Consider the following 18,530-nt stretch of genomic DNA (forward strand, 5'->3'; position numbering starts at 1 on the left):
TATTAAAACCAACAGAGCCAAAAACCTAGGCTCCAAATGTCTGTAAAACTGTTATTCCATCTCTTTTTCGACAAGCTGAATCACAATATGGATGATCTTAATGTGAATCTCTTGGATACGGTCTGCGTAACCAAAGTGTGGTACTCGGATTTCGATATCCGCACAGCCTGCCATTTTACCGCCGTCTTTACCGGTCAGTGCGATGGTTTTCATGCCTTTCGCTTGAGCTGCTTCAATGGCTTTTAGGATGTTGCCTGAGTTACCTGAAGTTGATAAACCAAACAACACATCGCCTTTACGGCCTACCGCTTCTACATAACGAGAAAATACGTGGTCGTAGCCGAAGTCATTACTTACACAAGATAAGTGGCTAGGGTCTGAAATCGCAATACCTGCGTAGCCTGGGCGGTTTTCACGGTATCGGCCTGTCAGCTCTTCTGCGAAGTGCATTGCATCACAGTGTGATCCACCGTTACCACAAGAAAGCACTTTACCTTCCTGTTTGAATGAGTCAGCAATCAATTTTGCCGCTGCTTCAATTTGAGCAATATTATGGTCGTCACTCAAGAACTTGTTAAGAACCTCAGCAGCTTCGTTCAATTCACTTTTGATTAGGTCTTGGTACATAAGGCTTATCTCTTATTTTTATGTCGCGACTTAGCGTGCGCGAAATGAGAATTGAGGGTTTCACCCTCTTTATAACTGAGTTTACCCACAAACATGAAATAGTGTCGACACTTAAGCCCAAAGATTGCCACCTTAATTAGTCAGTCATCGCCGATTCGTCCAAATAATCGCCACCAACCTCTCACAATTAGAACTTTAACTCTACTCAGATCACTTTTTACCCAACTTTGAGTTTTACAAATATTTAATATTTTGTTTACACTTGACTGGTTAGACCTCTTACCTAAAACTTAATAACAATAAGTGATCTCTGAAAAGGAAATCGATCATGAACATATTGCTCTCCCTACTCGGCATGACAGCTATCTTAGGTGTCTGTCTCTACCACAGAGTTAGCTTGGTACGCGCATTAATCGCATTAACTGGAACGATGGTGGCTTTAACGCTATTCGGCGACGTAGCGGTTACTGGCTGGCTTTGTTACCTATTAGCGGTTGCTATTTTTGCTGTGCCAGCCATTCGTCAAACTCTCATCAGCCAAAAAGCGCTTTCTGTATTTAAGAAAGTACTACCGGCAATGTCTCAGACAGAAAAAGAAGCACTGGAAGCCGGCACCGTTTGGTGGGAAGCAGAGTTATTTAAAGGCAAGCCTGAATGGAAAAAGCTACAAAACATCGCTGATCCAAAACTGTCTGAAGCAGAACAAGCGTTCCTAGACGGCCCGGTAAACACAGTGTGTGAAATGGTCAATGATTACCAAGTCACCCATGAGCTTGCAGATTTACCGCCCGAAGTGTGGCAATACCTGAAAGACCATAAGTTCTTCGCCATGATCATCAAGAAAAAATACGGCGGTTTAGAATTCTCAGCTTACGCTCAATCTCTCGTTCTACAGAAGCTAACGGGCGTTTCCAGCGTGCTGTCATCAACGGTTGGTGTACCTAACTCGTTAGGCCCAGGTGAGCTGTTGCAACACTACGGTACAGAAGAACAAAGAAACCACTACCTTCCACGCTTGGCAGAAGGTAAAGAGATCCCTTGTTTTGCCCTAACTAGCCCAGAGGCAGGCTCTGATGCTGGCTCTATCCCAGACTACGGTGTGGTATGTAAAGGCGAATGGCAAGGTGAAGAAGTTCTAGGGATGCGCCTAACTTGGAACAAGCGCTACATCACTCTCGCACCAGTTGCGACCGTACTTGGCTTAGCCTTTAAACTACGTGACCCAGACGGCTTACTGGGTGACCAACAAGACCTTGGCATCACATGTGCCCTTATCCCAACCGATTTGAAAGGTGTGGAGATTGGTAACCGCCACTTCCCGCTTAACGTTCCTTTCCAAAATGGTCCAACTCAAGGTAACGATATTTTCGTTCCTATTGATTTCATTATTGGTGGTCAGAAAATGGCAGGCCAAGGTTGGAGAATGCTGGTTGAATGTCTGTCAGTTGGCCGTGGTATCACCCTGCCATCAAACTCAACGGGTGGTATCAAAACAGCGGCACTTGCGACGGGCGCTTACGCTCGTATCCGTCGCCAATTCAAACAACCAATTGGTCGCATGGAAGGGGTTGAAGAGCCACTAGCACGACTAGGTGGTAATGCTTATGTCATGGATGCAGCAAGTAACCTGACCGTTGCTGGTATTGACCTTGGTGAAAAACCTTCGGTTATCTCTGCAATCGTTAAGTATCACTGTACGCACCGTGGTCAACGCAGCATCATCGATGCAATGGACATCGTAGGTGGTAAAGGTATTTGCTTAGGTCCATCGAACTTCCTAGCTCGTGGCTACCAAGGCTCTCCGATTGCGATTACCGTTGAGGGTGCAAATATTCTGACTCGTTCGATGATCATCTATGGTCAAGGTGCAATTCGTTGTCACCCTTACGTACTTAATGAAATGGAAGCGGCTTACTCTGAAAGCAGCGATGCTCTTGATAAGTTTGACTCAGCATTAGCGGGCCATGTTAGCTTTACGCTAAGTAACCTAGTTCGTAGTTTGTGGTTTGGTTTAACTGATGGCCGAGGTTCGGACACACCAACACCAGAAAATAGCACAGATAAGCAGACAAAACGCTATTACCAACAACTGAACCGTTACAGTGCTAACCTAGCGCTACTGTCTGACATCTCAATGGCAGTGCTAGGCGGCTCACTAAAACGCAGAGAGCGTCTATCTGCTCGTCTAGGTGATATCCTGAGTCAACTTTACCTTGGCTCTGCAACACTAAAACGCTTTGAAAGCGAAGGTAGCAACGTAGAAGATCTACCGCTAGTACACTGGGGTATGCAAGACTGCTTACGTCAAACTGAAGTGGCAATTGATGAGTTCTTAGCTAACTTCCCTAACCCTGTAGTTGGTCGCCTGCTGCGCGTTGTGTTGATGCCATTTGGCCGCATTCGCCGCGCACCAAACGACAAACTGGATAGCCAAGTAGCACACATTCTACAAACACCGAGTGAAACACGCTCACGTATCGGCCGTGGCCAATACTTAGCGGACACTCAATACAACGCGGTAGGTAAGATTGAAAAAGCACTGGAAGTCATTCTTCAAGCTGAGCCGCTGTTCGACAAAGTCTGCAAAGAGACGCATCAAAAACGTGCCTTCCTACGACTTGATTTGGTCGCTCAATTAGGCCTTGAGAAAGGCATTTTGACTGAGCAAGAAGCAGCATTGTTGGAAAGTGCAGAGCAACATCGACTGTACACCATCAACGTTGATGACTTCTCGCCAGAGGAACTAGCAGCAAAGCCCCAGTATCCAGGCCAATCGATTGATAACGTAGCCTAGATTTAGCTATAAAAACAAAACGGGACTCCTATGAGTCCCGTTTTTTAATTCTAGATATGATGAACTGTCACATGTTCCGAGTGCGAGATTGAATAGCTCTCTCAAAATAACTCAATCATGCAGATGGTTACTTAGGAGCCTTAAGTTGCATCTCTGGTTGAGCTCTCTTCTTGGCAGTCACTTTACGAACCACAAACCAAATCAGTAGCCCCAATAGAATAGCAACCACGTTACCTACCCCAATAATAATCATACTGCGTTGTCTGTCTTCTTCTCGCTTCTTGAGTATCATCATCTCAGTAGCGATACGCTTTTGCTCGGCTAACGCTTCTTCTTGCAGGCGGCGGGATTCGGCTAAATCAATATCTTGAACCACACTGTAAGAGTGCTCTGAAATAGGGAACGTCAATGGTCGCTGGCTAGAAGCATCGGTGGCATAAACCATTCCAGACCAGTTATAAATCCCAAGTTCACCATTATAAGGGATCTCCAAAGGCACCTTCATCGCATCGACATCCGCTTGCCCTTGCTTATACATCACGTATTCATCTGGTGCTTTATGCTCAACGTGCACCGCTAACGAACTCGGCTCTATCATTCCCTGCTCGCCAGAGACCACGATAGTATGAGGTAAGCCATCTTTGCGAGACTGGATAAAGGTGGTGGTGATAGGTGTCGGATAAACCAAAACTTCTTGTTCTTGCGCTCGTAAAAACACGCCATTGCCGGAAGTGATGCGCGCGCGGTATTTGCCCGGCTCTATATCGATAGGTAACGATACAGTGAAGACGCCGTCCCCTGCTTTTTCATCAAGATCAACACCATCGTCAGCAAATTCACCCATCACAACTGGGACTGGGCGCGCTTCTCTCACTAAAGATTCTTCGTTTTCGACAAATTTAGTAAACGTCACCTTGAGCTTCACACGATCAAGGAAATCACGCAGCACCAAGGGCTTACCATCAGAGGTGAGACGGGCAGTGAATTTAATACGCTCTGTCTGGTACAGCTTGTCTGGGAATTCATTCGCATCCAAAACAAGATGAGACAGTAGCTTAATATTGTTCTTAGGAGAGACCTTGCCAACCGCTTGCCATGGACCTGGCATCGGCTTATCAATAGAGACAATGTCCATTGAGGATTCTTCATACCAACGGACATTATCAGCGTTACGCCAAGAGTAGTATTTCTTGCCGTCAGGGCGAACTAAGACGACAGGTTTAGAGTTATCGGCTCGATAAATTATAAAGGTAATTTGTTCTATGCTGGGATCAACTCGGAATCGGTTGTCCAATAAACTCATTACGGATTCTGTTGCCGCGTGCAAGCTAAAGCTTAACAGCAGCAAACAACCGGTGGCCAATACCCTTAACATACTTTCTCCCTACTGACGCCAGAGGCAGCTTCCGCTTTTCTCGACGAGATCTAAACGACTTTGATGCGCTTCTACTTCATCGGCCGTTGCTCGTAAAACCTTTAGGGATTTTCGACCACTTTCTACTCTTCGGATACTTTCTATACCGCCTTCTTGCTGACCAGCATTAAATTGCAGTGACGTTTGTCCACCCGTCATCAATAAGTAGACGTCGGCTAGGATCTCCGCATCGAGCAAAGCGCCGTGAAGGGTACGGTGCGAGTTATCGATGCCATAACGTTCACATAAGATATCTAGGTTGTTTCTTTTACCCGGGAATATCTTTTTCGCCATGTCCAGGGTATCGGTAACTTTACAGTAATCGTCTGTCTTACCGATAGTAGGGTCCAGTTTCTCAAACTCGTAGTCCATGAAGCCGGTATCGAAGGGCGCGTTGTGAGCCACCAGCTCAGCGCCTTTGATGAAGTCGAGAAACTCTTTGTGGATGTCTTGATATTCCGGCTTATCAACCAAGAATTCATCAGTAATACCGTGAACGCCAATCGCCTCTTCTTGAATCGCACGATCTGGCTTGATGTAAACGTGGAAGTGGCGTCCAGTTAACTTACGGTTGATGATCTCTACGGCACCGATCTCAACGATGCGGTGACCCATGTAGTGAGGACCACCTTCGGTATTCATACCGGTTGTTTCGGTATCGAGTACGACGATACGCTTGTTTTCATTCGAACTGTTTTTTTCGTTCGCGGTTTGTTCTGGAGTGCTACTGGTATTCATAAGGATAACTGTGTCAGACTATGCCGATAATGTGCTTGAGGTAATAGTATCAAATCATGACGAAACAAGTTGAAATTTTCACTGATGGTTCTTGTTTAGGCAATCCAGGGCCTGGCGGCTACGGCATCGTACTTCGCTACAAGAAAGTAGAGAAGACGCTCGCGCAAGGCTACACCCTAACGACCAACAACCGCATGGAAATGCTCGCTGCTGTTGTTGCACTGCAAACCCTAAAAGAGCCGTGTTCTGTGATTCTCACTACCGACAGCCAATACGTTCGTCAAGGCATCACTCAGTGGATACATAACTGGAAAAAGCGTGACTGGAAAACCGCGGACAAAAAACCGGTAAAAAACGCTGATCTTTGGCAAAAACTCGATAAAGAGACAGCACGCCACACTGTCGATTGGCGCTGGGTGAAAGGACACGCAGGTCACCGAGAAAATGAAATGTGTGATGAGCTGGCGCGTACCGCTGCCGAAAACCCAACCCAAGAAGACACAGGCTATCAGCCAAGCTAATATTGGGAACGGATAAAGATATCCGATAGCAAAAAGCCGACTACGAGTCGGCTTTTTCTGTTTTTAGCGGGCGCAGCGCACGAATGGAATGCAACGTACAGCGAGTATCTGTTCTAAAGCTTGCACCGACTGGAGAGAAGCGTCGTTTAAGGTGCCAGTGTGGCTTAATCGGTTTCAATGGATAGGTGCGCTTGCGAGCGACAATAAAGTATTGGCTTCCAGCAAATGAGGCACAGCCGCCTAACGCGTTCTCAAGCCAGGTCCACATCGCTTGATACTTACTCATCGGGAACAATGCATAGGTATCACAATGAATCACTTCATAATTCAATACACCCAACCAGTCTTTTACACGACTTGGCGTATACATTCGCCCACTCCACGGTAAACTGTTCTTACGCCAAGGCATCAAACTGGCAAGCCCTGTGACACTGAATGGGTTAAAGCCGGTGATTATAATGTAGCCATCGTCCATCATCACTCGGTCGACTTCTCTTAATAACCGATGTGGGTCATTGCTATAATCTAATTGATGACTCAGTACCACAACATCAAAACTTTTCTCCAAAAAGGGTAAATTATAGCCATCCGCTATCACATTATGTAATGGGTTCTGGATATCTAGGTTTACTTGATGTTGAATGTTGCATGTGCAGCTAGAAATCTCACAGCTGAGACCGCCGAGCTTGAGCATATGGTAACCAAATAACTTTGGGCACCACTCATCTAGTCGAGTTTGAATTGATTCTCTCAACCAGTCCCCATTGTGCAATTGTGCCCAAGTGTAAGGACGCTCAAACTTCTTTCTGCTACGTGCTGGCTTCATCAATAATCTGTCTCACTTATTCTGTCGCACTGAAAGTGACTGGAGAACCAATAATGTTACATATCAAAAGCATACCTGCATTTAACGACAATTACATCTGGCTGATTGAAAATAGCGATCGCCGTTGTGCTGTCGTCGACCCCGGCGATGCAGCTCCAGTATTAGAGTACTTAGCACACCATGAGCTAACTTTAGATGCAATCTTGATTACGCACCACCACCACGATCACATTGGTGGCGTTCCAGAGTTAGTTAGACAATTTCCAGGTGTTGATGTTGTAGGCCCTAAGAATGAGCCTATCCCAACATTGACACACCCAGTGGATGATGGAGACCAACTGGAGCTATTCGGCGAAGTATTCTTAGTGCTTGGGCTTAGTGGGCACACGGCGGGCCATATCGGTTACGTTGGTGATGCAAAGCTATTCTGTGGCGATGTACTGTTCTCAGCGGGCTGTGGTCGCATCATGGAAGGCACTCCGCAACAGATGTTTGATGCATTAAATAAGATTACGGCGCTTCCTCAAGAAACCGAGGTCTATTGTGCACATGAGTACACAGCAGCCAATATCGCTTTCGCGCTTGCAGTTGAGCCAGATAACCAACATTTGCAGCAATATCGCGACCAAGTGAATCGACTTCGCGCACAAAATAAGTCGACCATCCCCACAAATTTGAGACAAGAGAAGTTTGTGAACCCTTTCTTGCGCTATACCGAGCCAAGTGTAGTGAAATCAGTATCTAATCGCACTGAACAGACCGATCCTTTGTCGGTATTTACCGCTTTACGTGCGTGGAAGAACGAATTTTAACAAATACAGACTTGTCACTTATAGGGGGTGGCAAGTATTATCATCGGCCGTTTATTAAAAAGGCTGTAACATGCGAGTTAAGTACAGCTGGGCTTTGGTATTACTACTATCTGGTTGCCAATTAACTCAGTCAGAGAATCCAGACCAAGCTTCCGAGCAAACCAACACATCTCCTACAGAAGTTTCTCAAGCGAACGTTTCACCTGAAGCGACCAAAGAAGAACAAAAAGTTGAAGCACCTGTCGTCACTCCACAAACACAAGAAGATGTTTGGAAACGTATTGCGATGCAACTTGAAATGGAAGTACCAGACCAAAAGAAGGTCGACTACTACCGAACTTGGTATCTAAAACACCCTAGTCATCTAAAAACCGTCTCCAAGCGAGCTGAACCTTTCCTCTACTTGATCACCACCAAAATTGAAGAAAGAGACCTACCTTTAGAACTGGCACTGCTGCCGGTTGTTGAAAGCTCATTCGACGCATTTGCCTACTCTCACGGCAGTGCTGCTGGCCTATGGCAATTCCTCGCTGGCACGGGTAAAGACTACGGGCTTGAGCAGAACTTCTGGTACGACGGCCGCCGAGATGTTGCCGCTTCAACCGATGCTGCGTTAGATTTTCTAACCGACCTAAACAGACGTTTTGATGGCGACTGGCAACACGCAATCGCTGCCTATAACAGTGGCGGTGGTCGTGTGAACAGCGCAATCCGTAAGAATAAGAAGCTTGGCAAACCAATCGACTTCTTCTCACTAGACCTGCCGAAAGAGACCAGTAGCTACGTACCTAAACTACTGGCACTGGCAGACGTAATTGCCAACCAAGAAAAGTACGGCATTGATATTCCTGCCATTCCAAACAAACCAGTACTGACTCTAGTTAACCCAGAAGAACAACTGGATTTAGCTATTGCTGCGAACTACGCAGGCATTCCAGTAAAAGAGCTGCAAAGCTACAACCCTGCCTACAACCAGTGGGCGACGGCACCAGAAAAACACCAACAATTACTGCTTCCCCTAGACTCAGTTGAAAAGTTCAACAAAGAAGTCACAGCCAACAAAGGCAAAGGCATGAAGCTAGTACGTTACAAGGTTCAGTCGGGTGACAGCATTAGCGTACTGGCAAGCAAATACAACACCACTAGCAAAGTGATTCGCTCTGCAAACGGTTTAACCAACAACAATATTCGTATTGGTCAACACCTACTGATCCCGACTTCGACTAAAGATGATAAGACTTACGCACTCAGCGCTTCAAACCGTCTAGCAAGCACGCAGTCGAAGAGTCGCGGTCAATATAAGCTAACCCACAAAGTAAAAAGTGGTGACAGCTTATGGACCATTGCGCGTGCTAATAAGGTATCTCACCAGTCACTAGCGAAGTGGAACGGTATGGGCCCACGCGACACGTTACGAGTTGGTCAAGAGTTGGTCATTTGGAAGAACGGTTCTGACGGTGCCATCATTCGCACTATCTTCTATAACGTAAGATCAGGTGACACAGTCAGCGGTATTGCATCAAAGTTCAAGGTAAAAAGTTCAGATGTTGTAAAATGGAACACTTTGCAGAACAAGAAATACTTACAGCCAGGACAAAAACTCAAGCTGTATGTTGATGTAACTAAGGTAAGTGTATGAACCCGTCAAGTAACCCACTCGTCATGCTGTTGGATATATTCCGTTCACCAACAGCTTGTTTCTTAGCGCTTTATCAGCGAAGTGCTTGGGGATGGCAACCCTACGTCGTATTAATGCTCAGCCCATTTTTATTTTGGGGTGCTTATTTTTCGAACGTGGATTTTGCTTGGTTAAGTGCAGAGCTATCTAAGCAGTTGGCTCAAACAAACCCAGACCAGTTGGCGTTACTTGATAGTAATACCCTACTCGCCAGTGAAATCATCAGCGATGTGTTTAGCCGCACGCTCACTATCGTTCTGTTGGCATTTTGGTTTAACCTTGCAACCAAACCTAGTCAACATCAGCATAGCTTTTGGCGATGGTTTGCAGCAGCATCGGTTATCATCTTCCCAGCAGTTTTAGGTGATATTGCGAGCTACGCAAGTCTAATCCTAAAGCACGGTCATGTGATGAACTACGCCGCCGACTTAAACAGCTTAAACGGCTTAATCAAGTTACCGCTTACTAGTGATTGGTCACAATTTGCTAGCTCATTACCACTGCTACTGCCTTGGTACATCGTACTTGGTTACGCTGCTGTATTAACGTGGACAGAGTTTGAGCGTGGGCAAGCACTAGTAATTTCAGGCTTGCCGTGGATTGGCTATTACCTAATCTGGGCTATCTACATTTTAGTTTCGTAGATAACCGTTACTGAGTCTTATCTTTACGCTATTTAGCCTTAAAAGTGACTAACATTGGATTATGATCAGAAGCGTCCGTTATGAGCGCTTTTGCTTTTTCTACCTCTAGCCCACGATAAAACACATGGTCTAGCACTAGCCCCGTAATGAACTGAGTACGATTATCAGGGTTAAAAGCGACCTCAGCCAAACCTACCTTTTCCAATGCTTCTTTTAATACGGTAAAGCGAGCCTCACTCCAGCTGTTAAAGTCTCCAGCAAAAATAACTGGTCCACGGTACTTTTGTAGGTTGTTAGTCAAACTCTTAAGCTGAGCTTCATAATCTTCCGTACCAAAGGTAAAGTTTACGGCGTGGATGTTGATCACCGCCAACTCTTCACCATTACTCAACTTGTAACGGGACCACAGAGCAGACTTAGGCAACTGCAGCCAAGGCTCTTCATGAGTATAAGCGCAAGCCTCGATAGGCAAATGAGTCGCGAGGTTGAGCACACCAGCACTTTTTTCAAATGCCTCAAACGCATTTACTCGAGTACTTCCCCATTGACCACTCGTTACCCACTGACGAAGTCCATCCGTCATGCTCGCTTCTTGTAGCAGTACTAAATCGCTTCCCGCTGTCAGCTTATTGAGTTCCGTCTGCCAATGACTACGGTTTTGCTTATAAACATTCCACACGGTGAGACTTAAGCCGTCAGACACATCCAGCGCTTTAGGTTCAGAGTTTTGGTAGCAACTGTAGATGTCATTGCTGGTATTTGGAGAAGACGTGATTAGATTTGGTTTATTCGGGATAACAAAAATAAAGTGAAAACTTACGACGGCAAGTGTTATCAACAGCGTGATAACTATGATGGTTTTCTTGAACATACAACACCCTACCAGAAATGAAAAAGGAGCGATAAACGCTCCTTTTAGGGTAATAGTTTTTTTATACGGCGTCTTCGTCTTCTTCGCCAGTACGAATACGTACCACACGTTCAACGTCAGTAATGAAGATCTTACCATCGCCAATTTTACCAGTTTGAGCCGTCTCAATAATGGTATCAACGCACTGGTCAGCGACGTCGTCAGTAACAACAATCTCTAACTTAACTTTAGGCAAAAAGTCGACCATGTACTCTGCGCCGCGGTATAGCTCAGTATGACCTTTTTGGCGTCCGAAACCTTTAACTTCAGATACTGTCATACCCGTAATGCCTACTTCTGCAAGCGCTTCACGTACATCATCAAGTTTGAATGGCTTAATAATGGCTTCAATCTTTTTCATGTTCATCCCTTAAACTGTGCGAATGGCTCATTATCGGATAGCTATAGTAAACATTCAATGAAAAAAGCCAGAGGTTTGAGGCTCTGGCTCGAAATTTATCATCTTGTTTAATCAGCGCTTTAAGAGGGTTTTACTTAAGGCTTGCGTAGTAAGCAGCTAGATTAGCAATATCTTCATCACTCAGCATTGAAGCTTGAGCTTGCATTACAGCAGCCAAACCGCCGGTGCGCTGGCCGTTCTTATATGCGTTAATTGATGAAGCAATGTATTGCTCGTTTTGACCTTTAAGGTTTGGGTAACCCGGAATCACTGCGATACCATCAGCGCCATGACATGCTGCACAGATTGCTGCTTTTGCTTGTCCTGCAGCAACATCACCTGCCAGAGCGTTACCACTCAATAGTCCAAGTCCAAGAACTAATCCTAGTGTAATTTTCTTCATTGCATATTCCATTAATTATTTTTATTAAAGTGACGGTGAATTGTGACACAAACTTTTTCTACTTGCTCCAAAGCGCTTCACAATCTTGACCTTCGTAGTTTTTATCTACGAATAAGCCTAAAACAGCGATCACTCGCTCGCCATCCATTAATATTGGCGTTCTGCGTCGTAACCAGCTAGGTACTTGGTACTCTTGAAAGAGTTTCTTTAGCTTTCTGCTATGCCCGCGCCCAACAGGGTGAGCTGACAACCCTTCAGGATTAAAAGTCACCCGTAATGTCTCGTTATTGTTCGGTAAGCTAAATGCTTGCGAGTAGCTGTTAGGTTTACACTCAGAGCTGCACGCAGTTAAGCTGACTTCTCCTAAGCCATCAGGCAAAGCCAAGGGTTCACCAATAGTAATATCACCTTGCCAGAGCGATACGTCTTTAGACTCTTGTACCAAGTAAAGCTTATGGTTAAAACGCCTCACTTCAACACCGTTTAACACCAATTTAGGGTTGGCATCCGCCTGAGCACACGCCACTTCATCCCAGATAAGCTGAAGTTGCTTTTGGCTCGGCATCGCTTGCTGGCAATAACCTGACCACATTCTCAACAAGCGTGCTCTTAGTAAAGCCGATTGTTGAGATAACGCCTCAATGCTTAAGCTCTGGCTATCTCCCAAAGCGTGCTGAAAGTGTGATTCAAGCAACTCATCGAGCAACATCTCTTGCTCGGCACAGAGCTGGGCGCTGCGACTGACCGACTCTCGAAAACTAGGCCAACGCTCAGTTAGCACCGGAGTCACTTGGTGGCGAATAAAGTTACGGTCGAAACGCACATCCTGATTACTTTCATCTTCGACCCAAGTTAACCCCATGCGGCGAGCGTGCGCTTCAATCTCTGTTCTGCTCACTGACAGCATAGGACGAACAATATAAGAATCTGAAAATGGCATCACTTTCGCCATAGAAGACAGCCCTTTAGGACCACTACCGCGCTTTAACGCTAATAGAAAAGTCTCGACTTGATCGTCGATGTGTTGACCAGTAACCAGTACATCCCCTTGCCTGATATGTTTTTCAAAAGCTTGGTAACGTGCATCTCGGGCGAGCTTTTCTATGCTTTCACCATTGTTAACATCCAACGTTACTCGCTCAATAGCTAATGGAATAGACAAAGCATCGCACCACGCTTGGCATTGCTCTGCCCAATGATCGGCATTCTCACTTAAGCCATGATGAACATGGATCGCCTGACAATCGATTTCATGAGTTTTAGTGTATTGCGCAGCCAACTCCAACAACACACGTGAATCAACCCCACCACTAAAGGCAACCACCAGCCGGTGAGGCTTAATTGCGCTTTGGTCAAATACAGAGGTAAACGTTTCGATTAAGTGAGTCATGAGGCTTAATGAACCAAGAAGGTGTTTGAAAGGTAATATTTAAATAATAAAAAAGGGTTGGCACTGAGTCCAACCCTTTCATCATCTTGTTACATAAAGTCCGCCTTCGAATAAGGCAGCTTATCAGCAGTAACCGTAGCTCATTAGACGCTGGTAACGACGCTCAAGAAGCGTTTCGTTATCAAACTGCTCTAGCTCTTCTAGCTGTTTCACTAGCATGTCTTTCATGTTCTGAGCGGTTTGCACTGGATCACGGTGTGCGCCACCTAGCGGCTCAGGGATGATCTCGTCGATAAGCTCAAGCTCTTTAAGACGAGGAGCAATTAGGCCCATCGCTTCAGCCGCTTGTGGTGCTTTATCTGAATCGCGCCATAGGATTGAAGCACAACCTTCTGGAGAGATTACTGAGTACGTAGAGTACTGAAGCATGTTCACGTAGTCACCAACACCAATCGCTAGTGCACCACCAGAACCGCCTTCACCCACAACGTTACAGATAACAGGAACAGAAAGACCTGCCATAACCTTAAGGTTTTTAGCGATAGCTTCAGATTGGCCACGTTCTTCAGCGCCTACACCTGGGTATGCACCAGCCGTATCGATGAAAGTAATGATAGGCATGTTGAAACGCTCAGCGGTTTCCATTAGGCGAAGTGCCTTACGGTAACCCTCTGGCTTTGGCATACCAAAGTTACGAATCACTTTCTCTTTAGTTTCGCGACCTTTCTGGTGACCAATAACCATAACAGGACGGCCATTTAGACGAGCCATACCACCCACAATTGCTTTGTCATCAGCGTAAGCGCGATCGCCCGCCATCTCTTCAAATTCTGTGAATGCATGCTCCAGGTAATCTTTTGTGTAAGGACGTTGTGGGTGACGAGCAAGTTGAGCTACCTGCCATGCACCTAAGTCGCTAAAGATTTTCTGTTTAAGCTCTAAGCTTTTTTTCTCTAGTTGTTCGATTTCTTTGTCTAGATCTACCGCTGTGTCACCACCGTGACGCGAAACGTCACGTAGCGCTTCGATTTTTGCTTCAAGTTCAGCGATAGGCTTTTCAAATTCTAGAAAGTTCAGGCTCATCTATGAATCCTTGTTGATTCAGCTCCGCATTTGCGAAGCTAAATTTTAGTTAAATTCGAGTTCTACTTGGCTATTTCCAAGCAGCTGTTTTAATTCGTCTAGTAATGTATCACTTGGCGTCACGCGCCATTCTGTGCCCAATGTTAACCGCGCTCTAGCGTCGGCACGCTGGTAGTATACATTGACTGGGACCGTTCCGGCTCTATAAGGTTCTAAGATTTGACTAAATCGTTCAAAAAATTGACCATTAATTTGGGATTCATCGATAGATATCGATACCCCACGAGCATATTTTTCACGGGCGCTTCCTAAGTCCATGACCTCGCGCGCGGACATTTTAAGCCCACCGTTGAAGTCATCAAAGCTGACCTGTCCAGAAACGACCACAATTTTGTCTTTTTCGAGCAATTCTGCGTAACGATCGAGCGCATCTGAGAACAACATCACTTCCATACGCCCAGATCGATCGTCAATGGTCATCAAACCAATTCGAGTACCGCGCTTGGTAGTCATAACCCGTGCCGCAATCACCAGACCGGCAATGGTTAATGATTGATCACGGCGTGTTGGCGTCGCGTCTTTCAAACGGCAGCTAGTGTATTTCGCTAACTCTTTGATGTAAGCGTTAACTGGGTGGCCCGTCAGGTATAAACCTAGCGTTTCACGTTCACCTTCGAGCCAAACCTTTTCAGGCCATCTCGGTACTTGGGTGTACTTGTGCTCGACTTCTTCCGGAGCATCCGTCAATACACCAAACATATCGGATTGCCCAAAGGACTCGGCATGGTGATATTGGCTTGCCGCTTTAACCGCATCAGCCAATGAAGCCATCATCGCTGCACGGTGAGGGCCTAATCTATCTAACGCACCCGATAGAATCAACTTTTCGATAACACGCTTGTTAACTTTCTTTAAATCAATACGCGCACAGAAATCGAATAAATCTTTAAAGTAACCGCCCTTGTTTCGCGCCTCAATGATCGCTTCAATCGGTCCTTCACCTACCCCTTTGATCGCACCGATGCCATAAACAATCGCACCATCGTCATCAACATTGAATCGGTAGAGGCCCGAGTTGATATCAGGCGGCAGCAGTTTGAGCTTCATGCGGAAACACTCATCAACAAGGCCGATAACCTTCTCGGTGTTATCCATATCCGCCGTCATTACCGCGGCCATAAACTCTGCTGGGTAGTGTGTTTTCAGCCAAAGTGTTTGGTAAGAAACCAGAGCGTAAGCGGCTGAGTGCGATTTGTTAAAACCGTAACCCGCAAACTTTTCTACCAAGTCAAAGATCTTCATGGCAAGTTCGCCATCAACACCGTTGGCTTCCGCACCTTCTTTGAAGGTACCACGCTGTTTAGCCATCTCTTCTGGCTTTTTCTTACCCATCGCACGACGCAGCATATCCGCGCCACCCAGCGTGTAACCCGCGAGTATCTGTGCGATCTGCATTACCTGTTCTTGGTACAGGATGATGCCGTAAGTCGGCTCTAGCGTATCTTTTAGCGATTCATGTTGCCATGTTTCATCTGGGTAAGAGACCGCTTCTCGACCGTGCTTACGGTCGATAAAGTTATCAACCATGCCTGATTGCAGCGGGCCAGGACGAAACAAGGCTACCAATGCGATGATATCTTCAAAACAGTCAGGCTGAAGACGTTTGATCAGGTCTTTCATACCACGTGATTCCAACTGGAATACCGCAGTGGTTTCAGAGTTTTGTAATAGGTTGAACGACGCTTGGTCATCCAGAGGGATCGATTCAATACGAACCGGCTCTTTGCCTTCCTTCTTTAAGCGTGGGTTTACTAGGCCCAACGCCCAGTCGATGATAGTCAGAGTACGTAGACCCAAGAAGTCAAACTTAACCAAACCAGCGGTTTCAACGTCATTCTTATCGAATTGCGTTACTGGGAAATTACCTTCAGCATCGGCATAGATAGGTGCGAAGTCCGTGATCGTAGTTGGTGAGATTACAACACCACCTGCGTGTTTACCGGCGTTTCGCGTACAACCTTCAAGGATGCGACACTTATCGATCAGTTCACGAACTTCCTCATCGCCATCGTAAAGCTCTGGTAATGCAGGTTCAGCAAGGAAGGCTTTCTCTAGTGTCATCCCCGGATCTGGCGGTACAAGCTTAGAAATACGGTCCACGAAGCCAAACGGGTGGCCAAGTACACGGCCTACGTCACGAATTACCGCTTTTGCTGCCATGGTACCAAAGGTGATGATCTGAGATACCGCATCACGACCATACATTTCAGCAACGTGATCAATTACTTGGTCACGCTTATCCATACAGAAGTCGATATCGAAATCGGGCATCGAGACACGTTCTGGGTTCAAGAAGCGTTCGAACAGTAGATCGTATTCAAGTGGATCAAGATCGGTGATATCCAACGCGTACGCCACCAATGAACCAGCACCCGAACCACGACCTGGGCCTACTGGCACATCGTTATCCTTAGACCACTGGATGAACTCCATTACGATCAAGAAGTAGCCGGGGAAACCCATGTTGTTAACAACTTCCAGTTCAACCTTTAGGCGCTCGTCATATTCTGGGCGGCGCTCCGCTCGCTCTTTTTCATCAGGGAAAAGGAATGCTAAACGACGCTCAAGGCCTTCTTCTGATTTTTTAATCAAGAAGTCTTCAATCGCTAAACCTTCGGTTGGGAAGTTCGGGAGGAAGTACTCACCAAGACGAACAGTGACGTTACAACGCTTAGCAATCTCAACGCTGTTTTCAAGCGCTTCTGGGATATCGGAGAACAGTTCACACATCTCTTCTTCGCTACGAAGATACTGTTGCGCGCTGTAGTTTTTTGGACGACGCGGATCGACCATGGTGTAACCATCATGGATCGCTACACGGATTTCATGGGCATCAAACAAGTCTTCAGTTAAGAACACTACTTCGTTGGTTGCTACAACCGGTAAGTCTTGTTGCTCAGCAAGTTCTAGTGCAAAGTGCAGGTAAGACTCTTCATCGGCACGTCCGGTACGAATCAACTCTAAATAAAAGCGATCGGGGAAGTGAGTCTTGTAAAACTCGACACTGCTCGCGACGAGATCACGGTTACCTTTCAGCAATGCCTTACCGATCTCACCTTCTTTAGCGCCGGATAAGATGATCAATCCTTCAGCGTTTTCGATTAACCACTCTTTGTCGATCACCGGCTGATGTTGCACGTGACCACGCAAGTAAGCTTTTGAAATCAGCAAGGTAAGGTTGTTATAACCTTTGTTATCAGACGCCAACACCGTCAGTTTCGTCAGTTCATCTCCAAATTCTGGAGATTGCATGAGGAAATCAGCACCAATAATTGGCTTAACCCCACACCCATGGGCAGTACCGTAAAACTTCACCAAACCACACAGGTTAGTGAAATCGGTAAGTGCTAGGGCGGGCATACCCATTTCAGCGACTTTCTTAACTAACGGTGGCACCTTAGACAGGCCATCCACCATAGAAAAGTCACTGTGTACGCGTAGGTGAACAAATTTTGGATCTGACATTATTTTTCCTGAGTTCTAGGCTAGGGCCTAGGATTACAACTGAGTGTATTCTATTTTTTTCTGCAGCAAGTAAGCAAATTTATTCGAAGATGAACGCTTATCTGTGTAGCACTTAATCAATGCCTAAAATACGTTTTACTGGCTTAAAGCTCTTACGGTAGTGCTCGGTAACACCGTGCTTTTCAATTGCCTCGAAATGCGCCTTAGTCGGGTAACCTTTGTGTTTAGCAAAACCAAACTCCGGATGAAGCTTATCAAGCTCTTCCATCTCTTGGTCACGAACTACTTTAGCGATAATAGATGCTGCACTAATTTCAGCGACGCGCAAGTCACCTTTAACCACTGCAATACCGGCCATTGGCAATTCAGGTACACGGTTGCCATCAATCAAAGCCATATCAGGCTGAACACTCAAACCTGCAATCGCGCGCTGCATCGCAACCATAGTCGCTTGTAGGATGTTCAACTCATCAATTTCTTGTGGTGAACAACGGCCCACAGACCATGCCAATGCTTTCTCTTTAATTTCAGGAAGCAGAGCAAGGCGCTTTTTCTCAGACAGTTTCTTTGAGTCGTTCAAGCCTTCAATGGGATTATTCGGGTCTAGGATAACTGCAGCTGTCACTACATCGCCAACCAATGGCCCACGCCCTACTTCATCGACGCCAGCAAATAGCTGGTAGCCTTGAGGGTATTCGAAAGGTGGAAGCTCTTTTTTCTCTTTTACTGCCATGACAATTCTCTTTGTAACTTTTAAGCTCGTGC

At 46.0% G+C, this 18,530-nt stretch carries 16 protein-coding genes; 5 read left to right on the plus strand and 11 right to left on the minus strand.

Going from position 1 to position 18,530, the window contains the following annotated elements; translation table 11 throughout:
• Positions 1–51: 51 nt before the first annotated feature.
• Positions 52–627: a D-sedoheptulose 7-phosphate isomerase gene (gene lpcA, locus OH460_RS05930; RefSeq protein ID WP_171369439.1), complete on the minus strand. Its 576-nt coding sequence runs from the start codon at positions 625–627 to the stop codon at positions 52–54.
• A gap of 328 nt (positions 628–955) precedes the next feature.
• Here lpcA and fadE point away from each other — a divergent pair, with 328 nt between their 5' ends.
• A complete protein-coding gene (gene fadE / locus OH460_RS05935) occupies positions 956–3,421 on the plus strand; it encodes an acyl-CoA dehydrogenase FadE (protein ID WP_269995922.1) in 2,466 nt (821 codons plus the stop codon).
• A gap of 127 nt (positions 3,422–3,548) precedes the next feature.
• On the opposite strand, the gene OH460_RS05940 is transcribed toward fadE, so the two are convergent.
• Both OH460_RS05940 and dnaQ read right to left on the minus strand, forming a co-directional pair.
• Positions 3,549–4,796: a TIGR03503 family protein gene (locus OH460_RS05940; protein WP_186171175.1), complete on the minus strand. Its 1,248-nt coding sequence runs from the start codon at positions 4,794–4,796 to the stop codon at positions 3,549–3,551.
• Between the two features lie 9 nt (positions 4,797–4,805).
• Complete coding sequence (gene dnaQ / locus OH460_RS05945) at positions 4,806–5,573, minus strand: DNA polymerase III subunit epsilon (protein WP_269995923.1); 768 nt, start codon at positions 5,571–5,573, stop codon at positions 4,806–4,808.
• A 56-nt stretch (positions 5,574–5,629) separates the two neighbouring features.
• On the opposite strand from dnaQ, the gene rnhA reads away from it, so the two are divergent.
• Positions 5,630–6,094 (plus strand): ribonuclease HI, encoded by a 465-nt coding sequence (gene rnhA / locus OH460_RS05950; protein ID WP_008222935.1) that lies wholly within the window; start codon positions 5,630–5,632, stop codon positions 6,092–6,094.
• A 40-nt stretch (positions 6,095–6,134) separates the two neighbouring features.
• Here the strand turns inward: rnhA and OH460_RS05955 are convergent, their stop codons facing one another.
• Positions 6,135–6,920: a class I SAM-dependent methyltransferase gene (locus OH460_RS05955; RefSeq protein WP_269995924.1), complete on the minus strand. Its 786-nt coding sequence runs from the start codon at positions 6,918–6,920 to the stop codon at positions 6,135–6,137.
• A gap of 53 nt (positions 6,921–6,973) precedes the next feature.
• Between OH460_RS05955 and gloB the strand changes: the two genes are divergently transcribed.
• From gloB to OH460_RS05970, 3 genes are all read left to right on the plus strand, one after another.
• Complete coding sequence (gene gloB / locus OH460_RS05960; RefSeq protein WP_061032617.1) at positions 6,974–7,732, plus strand: hydroxyacylglutathione hydrolase; 759 nt, start codon at positions 6,974–6,976, stop codon at positions 7,730–7,732.
• A 70-nt stretch (positions 7,733–7,802) separates the two neighbouring features.
• Positions 7,803–9,371: a LysM peptidoglycan-binding domain-containing protein gene (locus OH460_RS05965; RefSeq protein WP_269995925.1), complete on the plus strand. Its 1,569-nt coding sequence runs from the start codon at positions 7,803–7,805 to the stop codon at positions 9,369–9,371.
• Complete coding sequence (locus tag OH460_RS05970) at positions 9,368–10,054, plus strand: YIP1 family protein (protein ID WP_008224026.1); 687 nt, start codon at positions 9,368–9,370, stop codon at positions 10,052–10,054. The genes OH460_RS05965 and OH460_RS05970 overlap by 4 nt, the downstream gene beginning before the upstream one ends.
• 28 nt (positions 10,055–10,082) lie before the next feature.
• Here the strand turns inward: OH460_RS05970 and OH460_RS05975 are convergent, their stop codons facing one another.
• The 7 genes from OH460_RS05975 to rnhB all read right to left on the minus strand — a co-directional run bounded on the left by OH460_RS05975 (position 10,083) and on the right by rnhB (position 18,498).
• Positions 10,083–10,925, minus strand: coding sequence for an endonuclease/exonuclease/phosphatase family protein (locus OH460_RS05975; protein ID WP_269995926.1), 843 nt, complete (start codon positions 10,923–10,925; stop codon positions 10,083–10,085).
• Positions 10,926–10,986: 61 nt separating this feature from the next.
• Complete coding sequence (gene glnB / locus OH460_RS05980) at positions 10,987–11,325, minus strand: nitrogen regulatory protein P-II (RefSeq protein WP_008224020.1); 339 nt, start codon at positions 11,323–11,325, stop codon at positions 10,987–10,989.
• 130 nt (positions 11,326–11,455) lie between these two features.
• A complete protein-coding gene (locus OH460_RS05985) occupies positions 11,456–11,767 on the minus strand; it encodes a c-type cytochrome (RefSeq protein WP_269995927.1) in 312 nt (103 codons plus the stop codon).
• A 58-nt stretch (positions 11,768–11,825) separates the two neighbouring features.
• The gene (gene tilS / locus OH460_RS05990; RefSeq protein WP_269995928.1) at positions 11,826–13,157 is read right to left on the minus strand and encodes a tRNA lysidine(34) synthetase TilS; all 1,332 of its coding nucleotides are present in this window, start codon (positions 13,155–13,157) and stop codon (positions 11,826–11,828) included.
• A gap of 123 nt (positions 13,158–13,280) precedes the next feature.
• Positions 13,281–14,240: an acetyl-CoA carboxylase carboxyl transferase subunit alpha gene (accA, locus tag OH460_RS05995; protein WP_008224015.1), complete on the minus strand. Its 960-nt coding sequence runs from the start codon at positions 14,238–14,240 to the stop codon at positions 13,281–13,283.
• A gap of 45 nt (positions 14,241–14,285) precedes the next feature.
• Entirely contained in the window at positions 14,286–17,765 is a 3,480-nt protein-coding gene (dnaE, locus tag OH460_RS06000) for a DNA polymerase III subunit alpha (protein ID WP_105057486.1), read from the minus strand.
• A gap of 112 nt (positions 17,766–17,877) precedes the next feature.
• Entirely contained in the window at positions 17,878–18,498 is a 621-nt protein-coding gene (gene rnhB / locus OH460_RS06005) for a ribonuclease HII (RefSeq protein WP_008224012.1), read from the minus strand.
• Positions 18,499–18,530: the final 32 nt, after the last annotated feature.

It is taken from the genome of Vibrio sp. Makdt (assembly GCF_027587015.1).
In the GTDB taxonomy this organism is placed as follows: Bacteria; Pseudomonadota; Gammaproteobacteria; order Enterobacterales; family Vibrionaceae; genus Vibrio; species Vibrio chagasii_B.

Coding starts and splice junctions, on each gene's coding strand:
- accA (WP_008224015.1), bottom strand. CDS start 14,240: ATGAGCCTGAACTTTCTAGAATTTGAAAAGCCTATCGCTGAACTTGAA.
- OH460_RS05985 (WP_269995927.1), bottom strand. CDS start 11,767: ATGAAGAAAATTACACTAGGATTAGTTCTTGGACTTGGACTATTGAGT.
- OH460_RS05975 (WP_269995926.1), bottom strand. CDS start 10,925: ATGTTCAAGAAAACCATCATAGTTATCACGCTGTTGATAACACTTGCC.
- gloB (WP_061032617.1), top strand. CDS start 6,974: ATGTTACATATCAAAAGCATACCTGCATTTAACGACAATTACATCTGG.
- glnB (WP_008224020.1), bottom strand. CDS start 11,325: ATGAAAAAGATTGAAGCCATTATTAAGCCATTCAAACTTGATGATGTA.
- lpcA (WP_171369439.1), bottom strand. CDS start 627: ATGTACCAAGACCTAATCAAAAGTGAATTGAACGAAGCTGCTGAGGTT.
- rnhA (WP_008222935.1), top strand. CDS start 5,630: ATGACGAAACAAGTTGAAATTTTCACTGATGGTTCTTGTTTAGGCAAT.
- fadE (WP_269995922.1), top strand. CDS start 956: ATGAACATATTGCTCTCCCTACTCGGCATGACAGCTATCTTAGGTGTC.
- dnaE (WP_105057486.1), bottom strand. CDS start 17,765: ATGTCAGATCCAAAATTTGTTCACCTACGCGTACACAGTGACTTTTCT.
- tilS (WP_269995928.1), bottom strand. CDS start 13,157: ATGACTCACTTAATCGAAACGTTTACCTCTGTATTTGACCAAAGCGCA.
- OH460_RS05970 (WP_008224026.1), top strand. CDS start 9,368: ATGAACCCGTCAAGTAACCCACTCGTCATGCTGTTGGATATATTCCGT.
- OH460_RS05940 (WP_186171175.1), bottom strand. CDS start 4,796: ATGTTAAGGGTATTGGCCACCGGTTGTTTGCTGCTGTTAAGCTTTAGC.
- rnhB (WP_008224012.1), bottom strand. CDS start 18,498: ATGGCAGTAAAAGAGAAAAAAGAGCTTCCACCTTTCGAATACCCTCAA.
- dnaQ (WP_269995923.1), bottom strand. CDS start 5,573: ATGAATACCAGTAGCACTCCAGAACAAACCGCGAACGAAAAAAACAGT.
- OH460_RS05965 (WP_269995925.1), top strand. CDS start 7,803: ATGCGAGTTAAGTACAGCTGGGCTTTGGTATTACTACTATCTGGTTGC.
- OH460_RS05955 (WP_269995924.1), bottom strand. CDS start 6,920: ATGAAGCCAGCACGTAGCAGAAAGAAGTTTGAGCGTCCTTACACTTGG.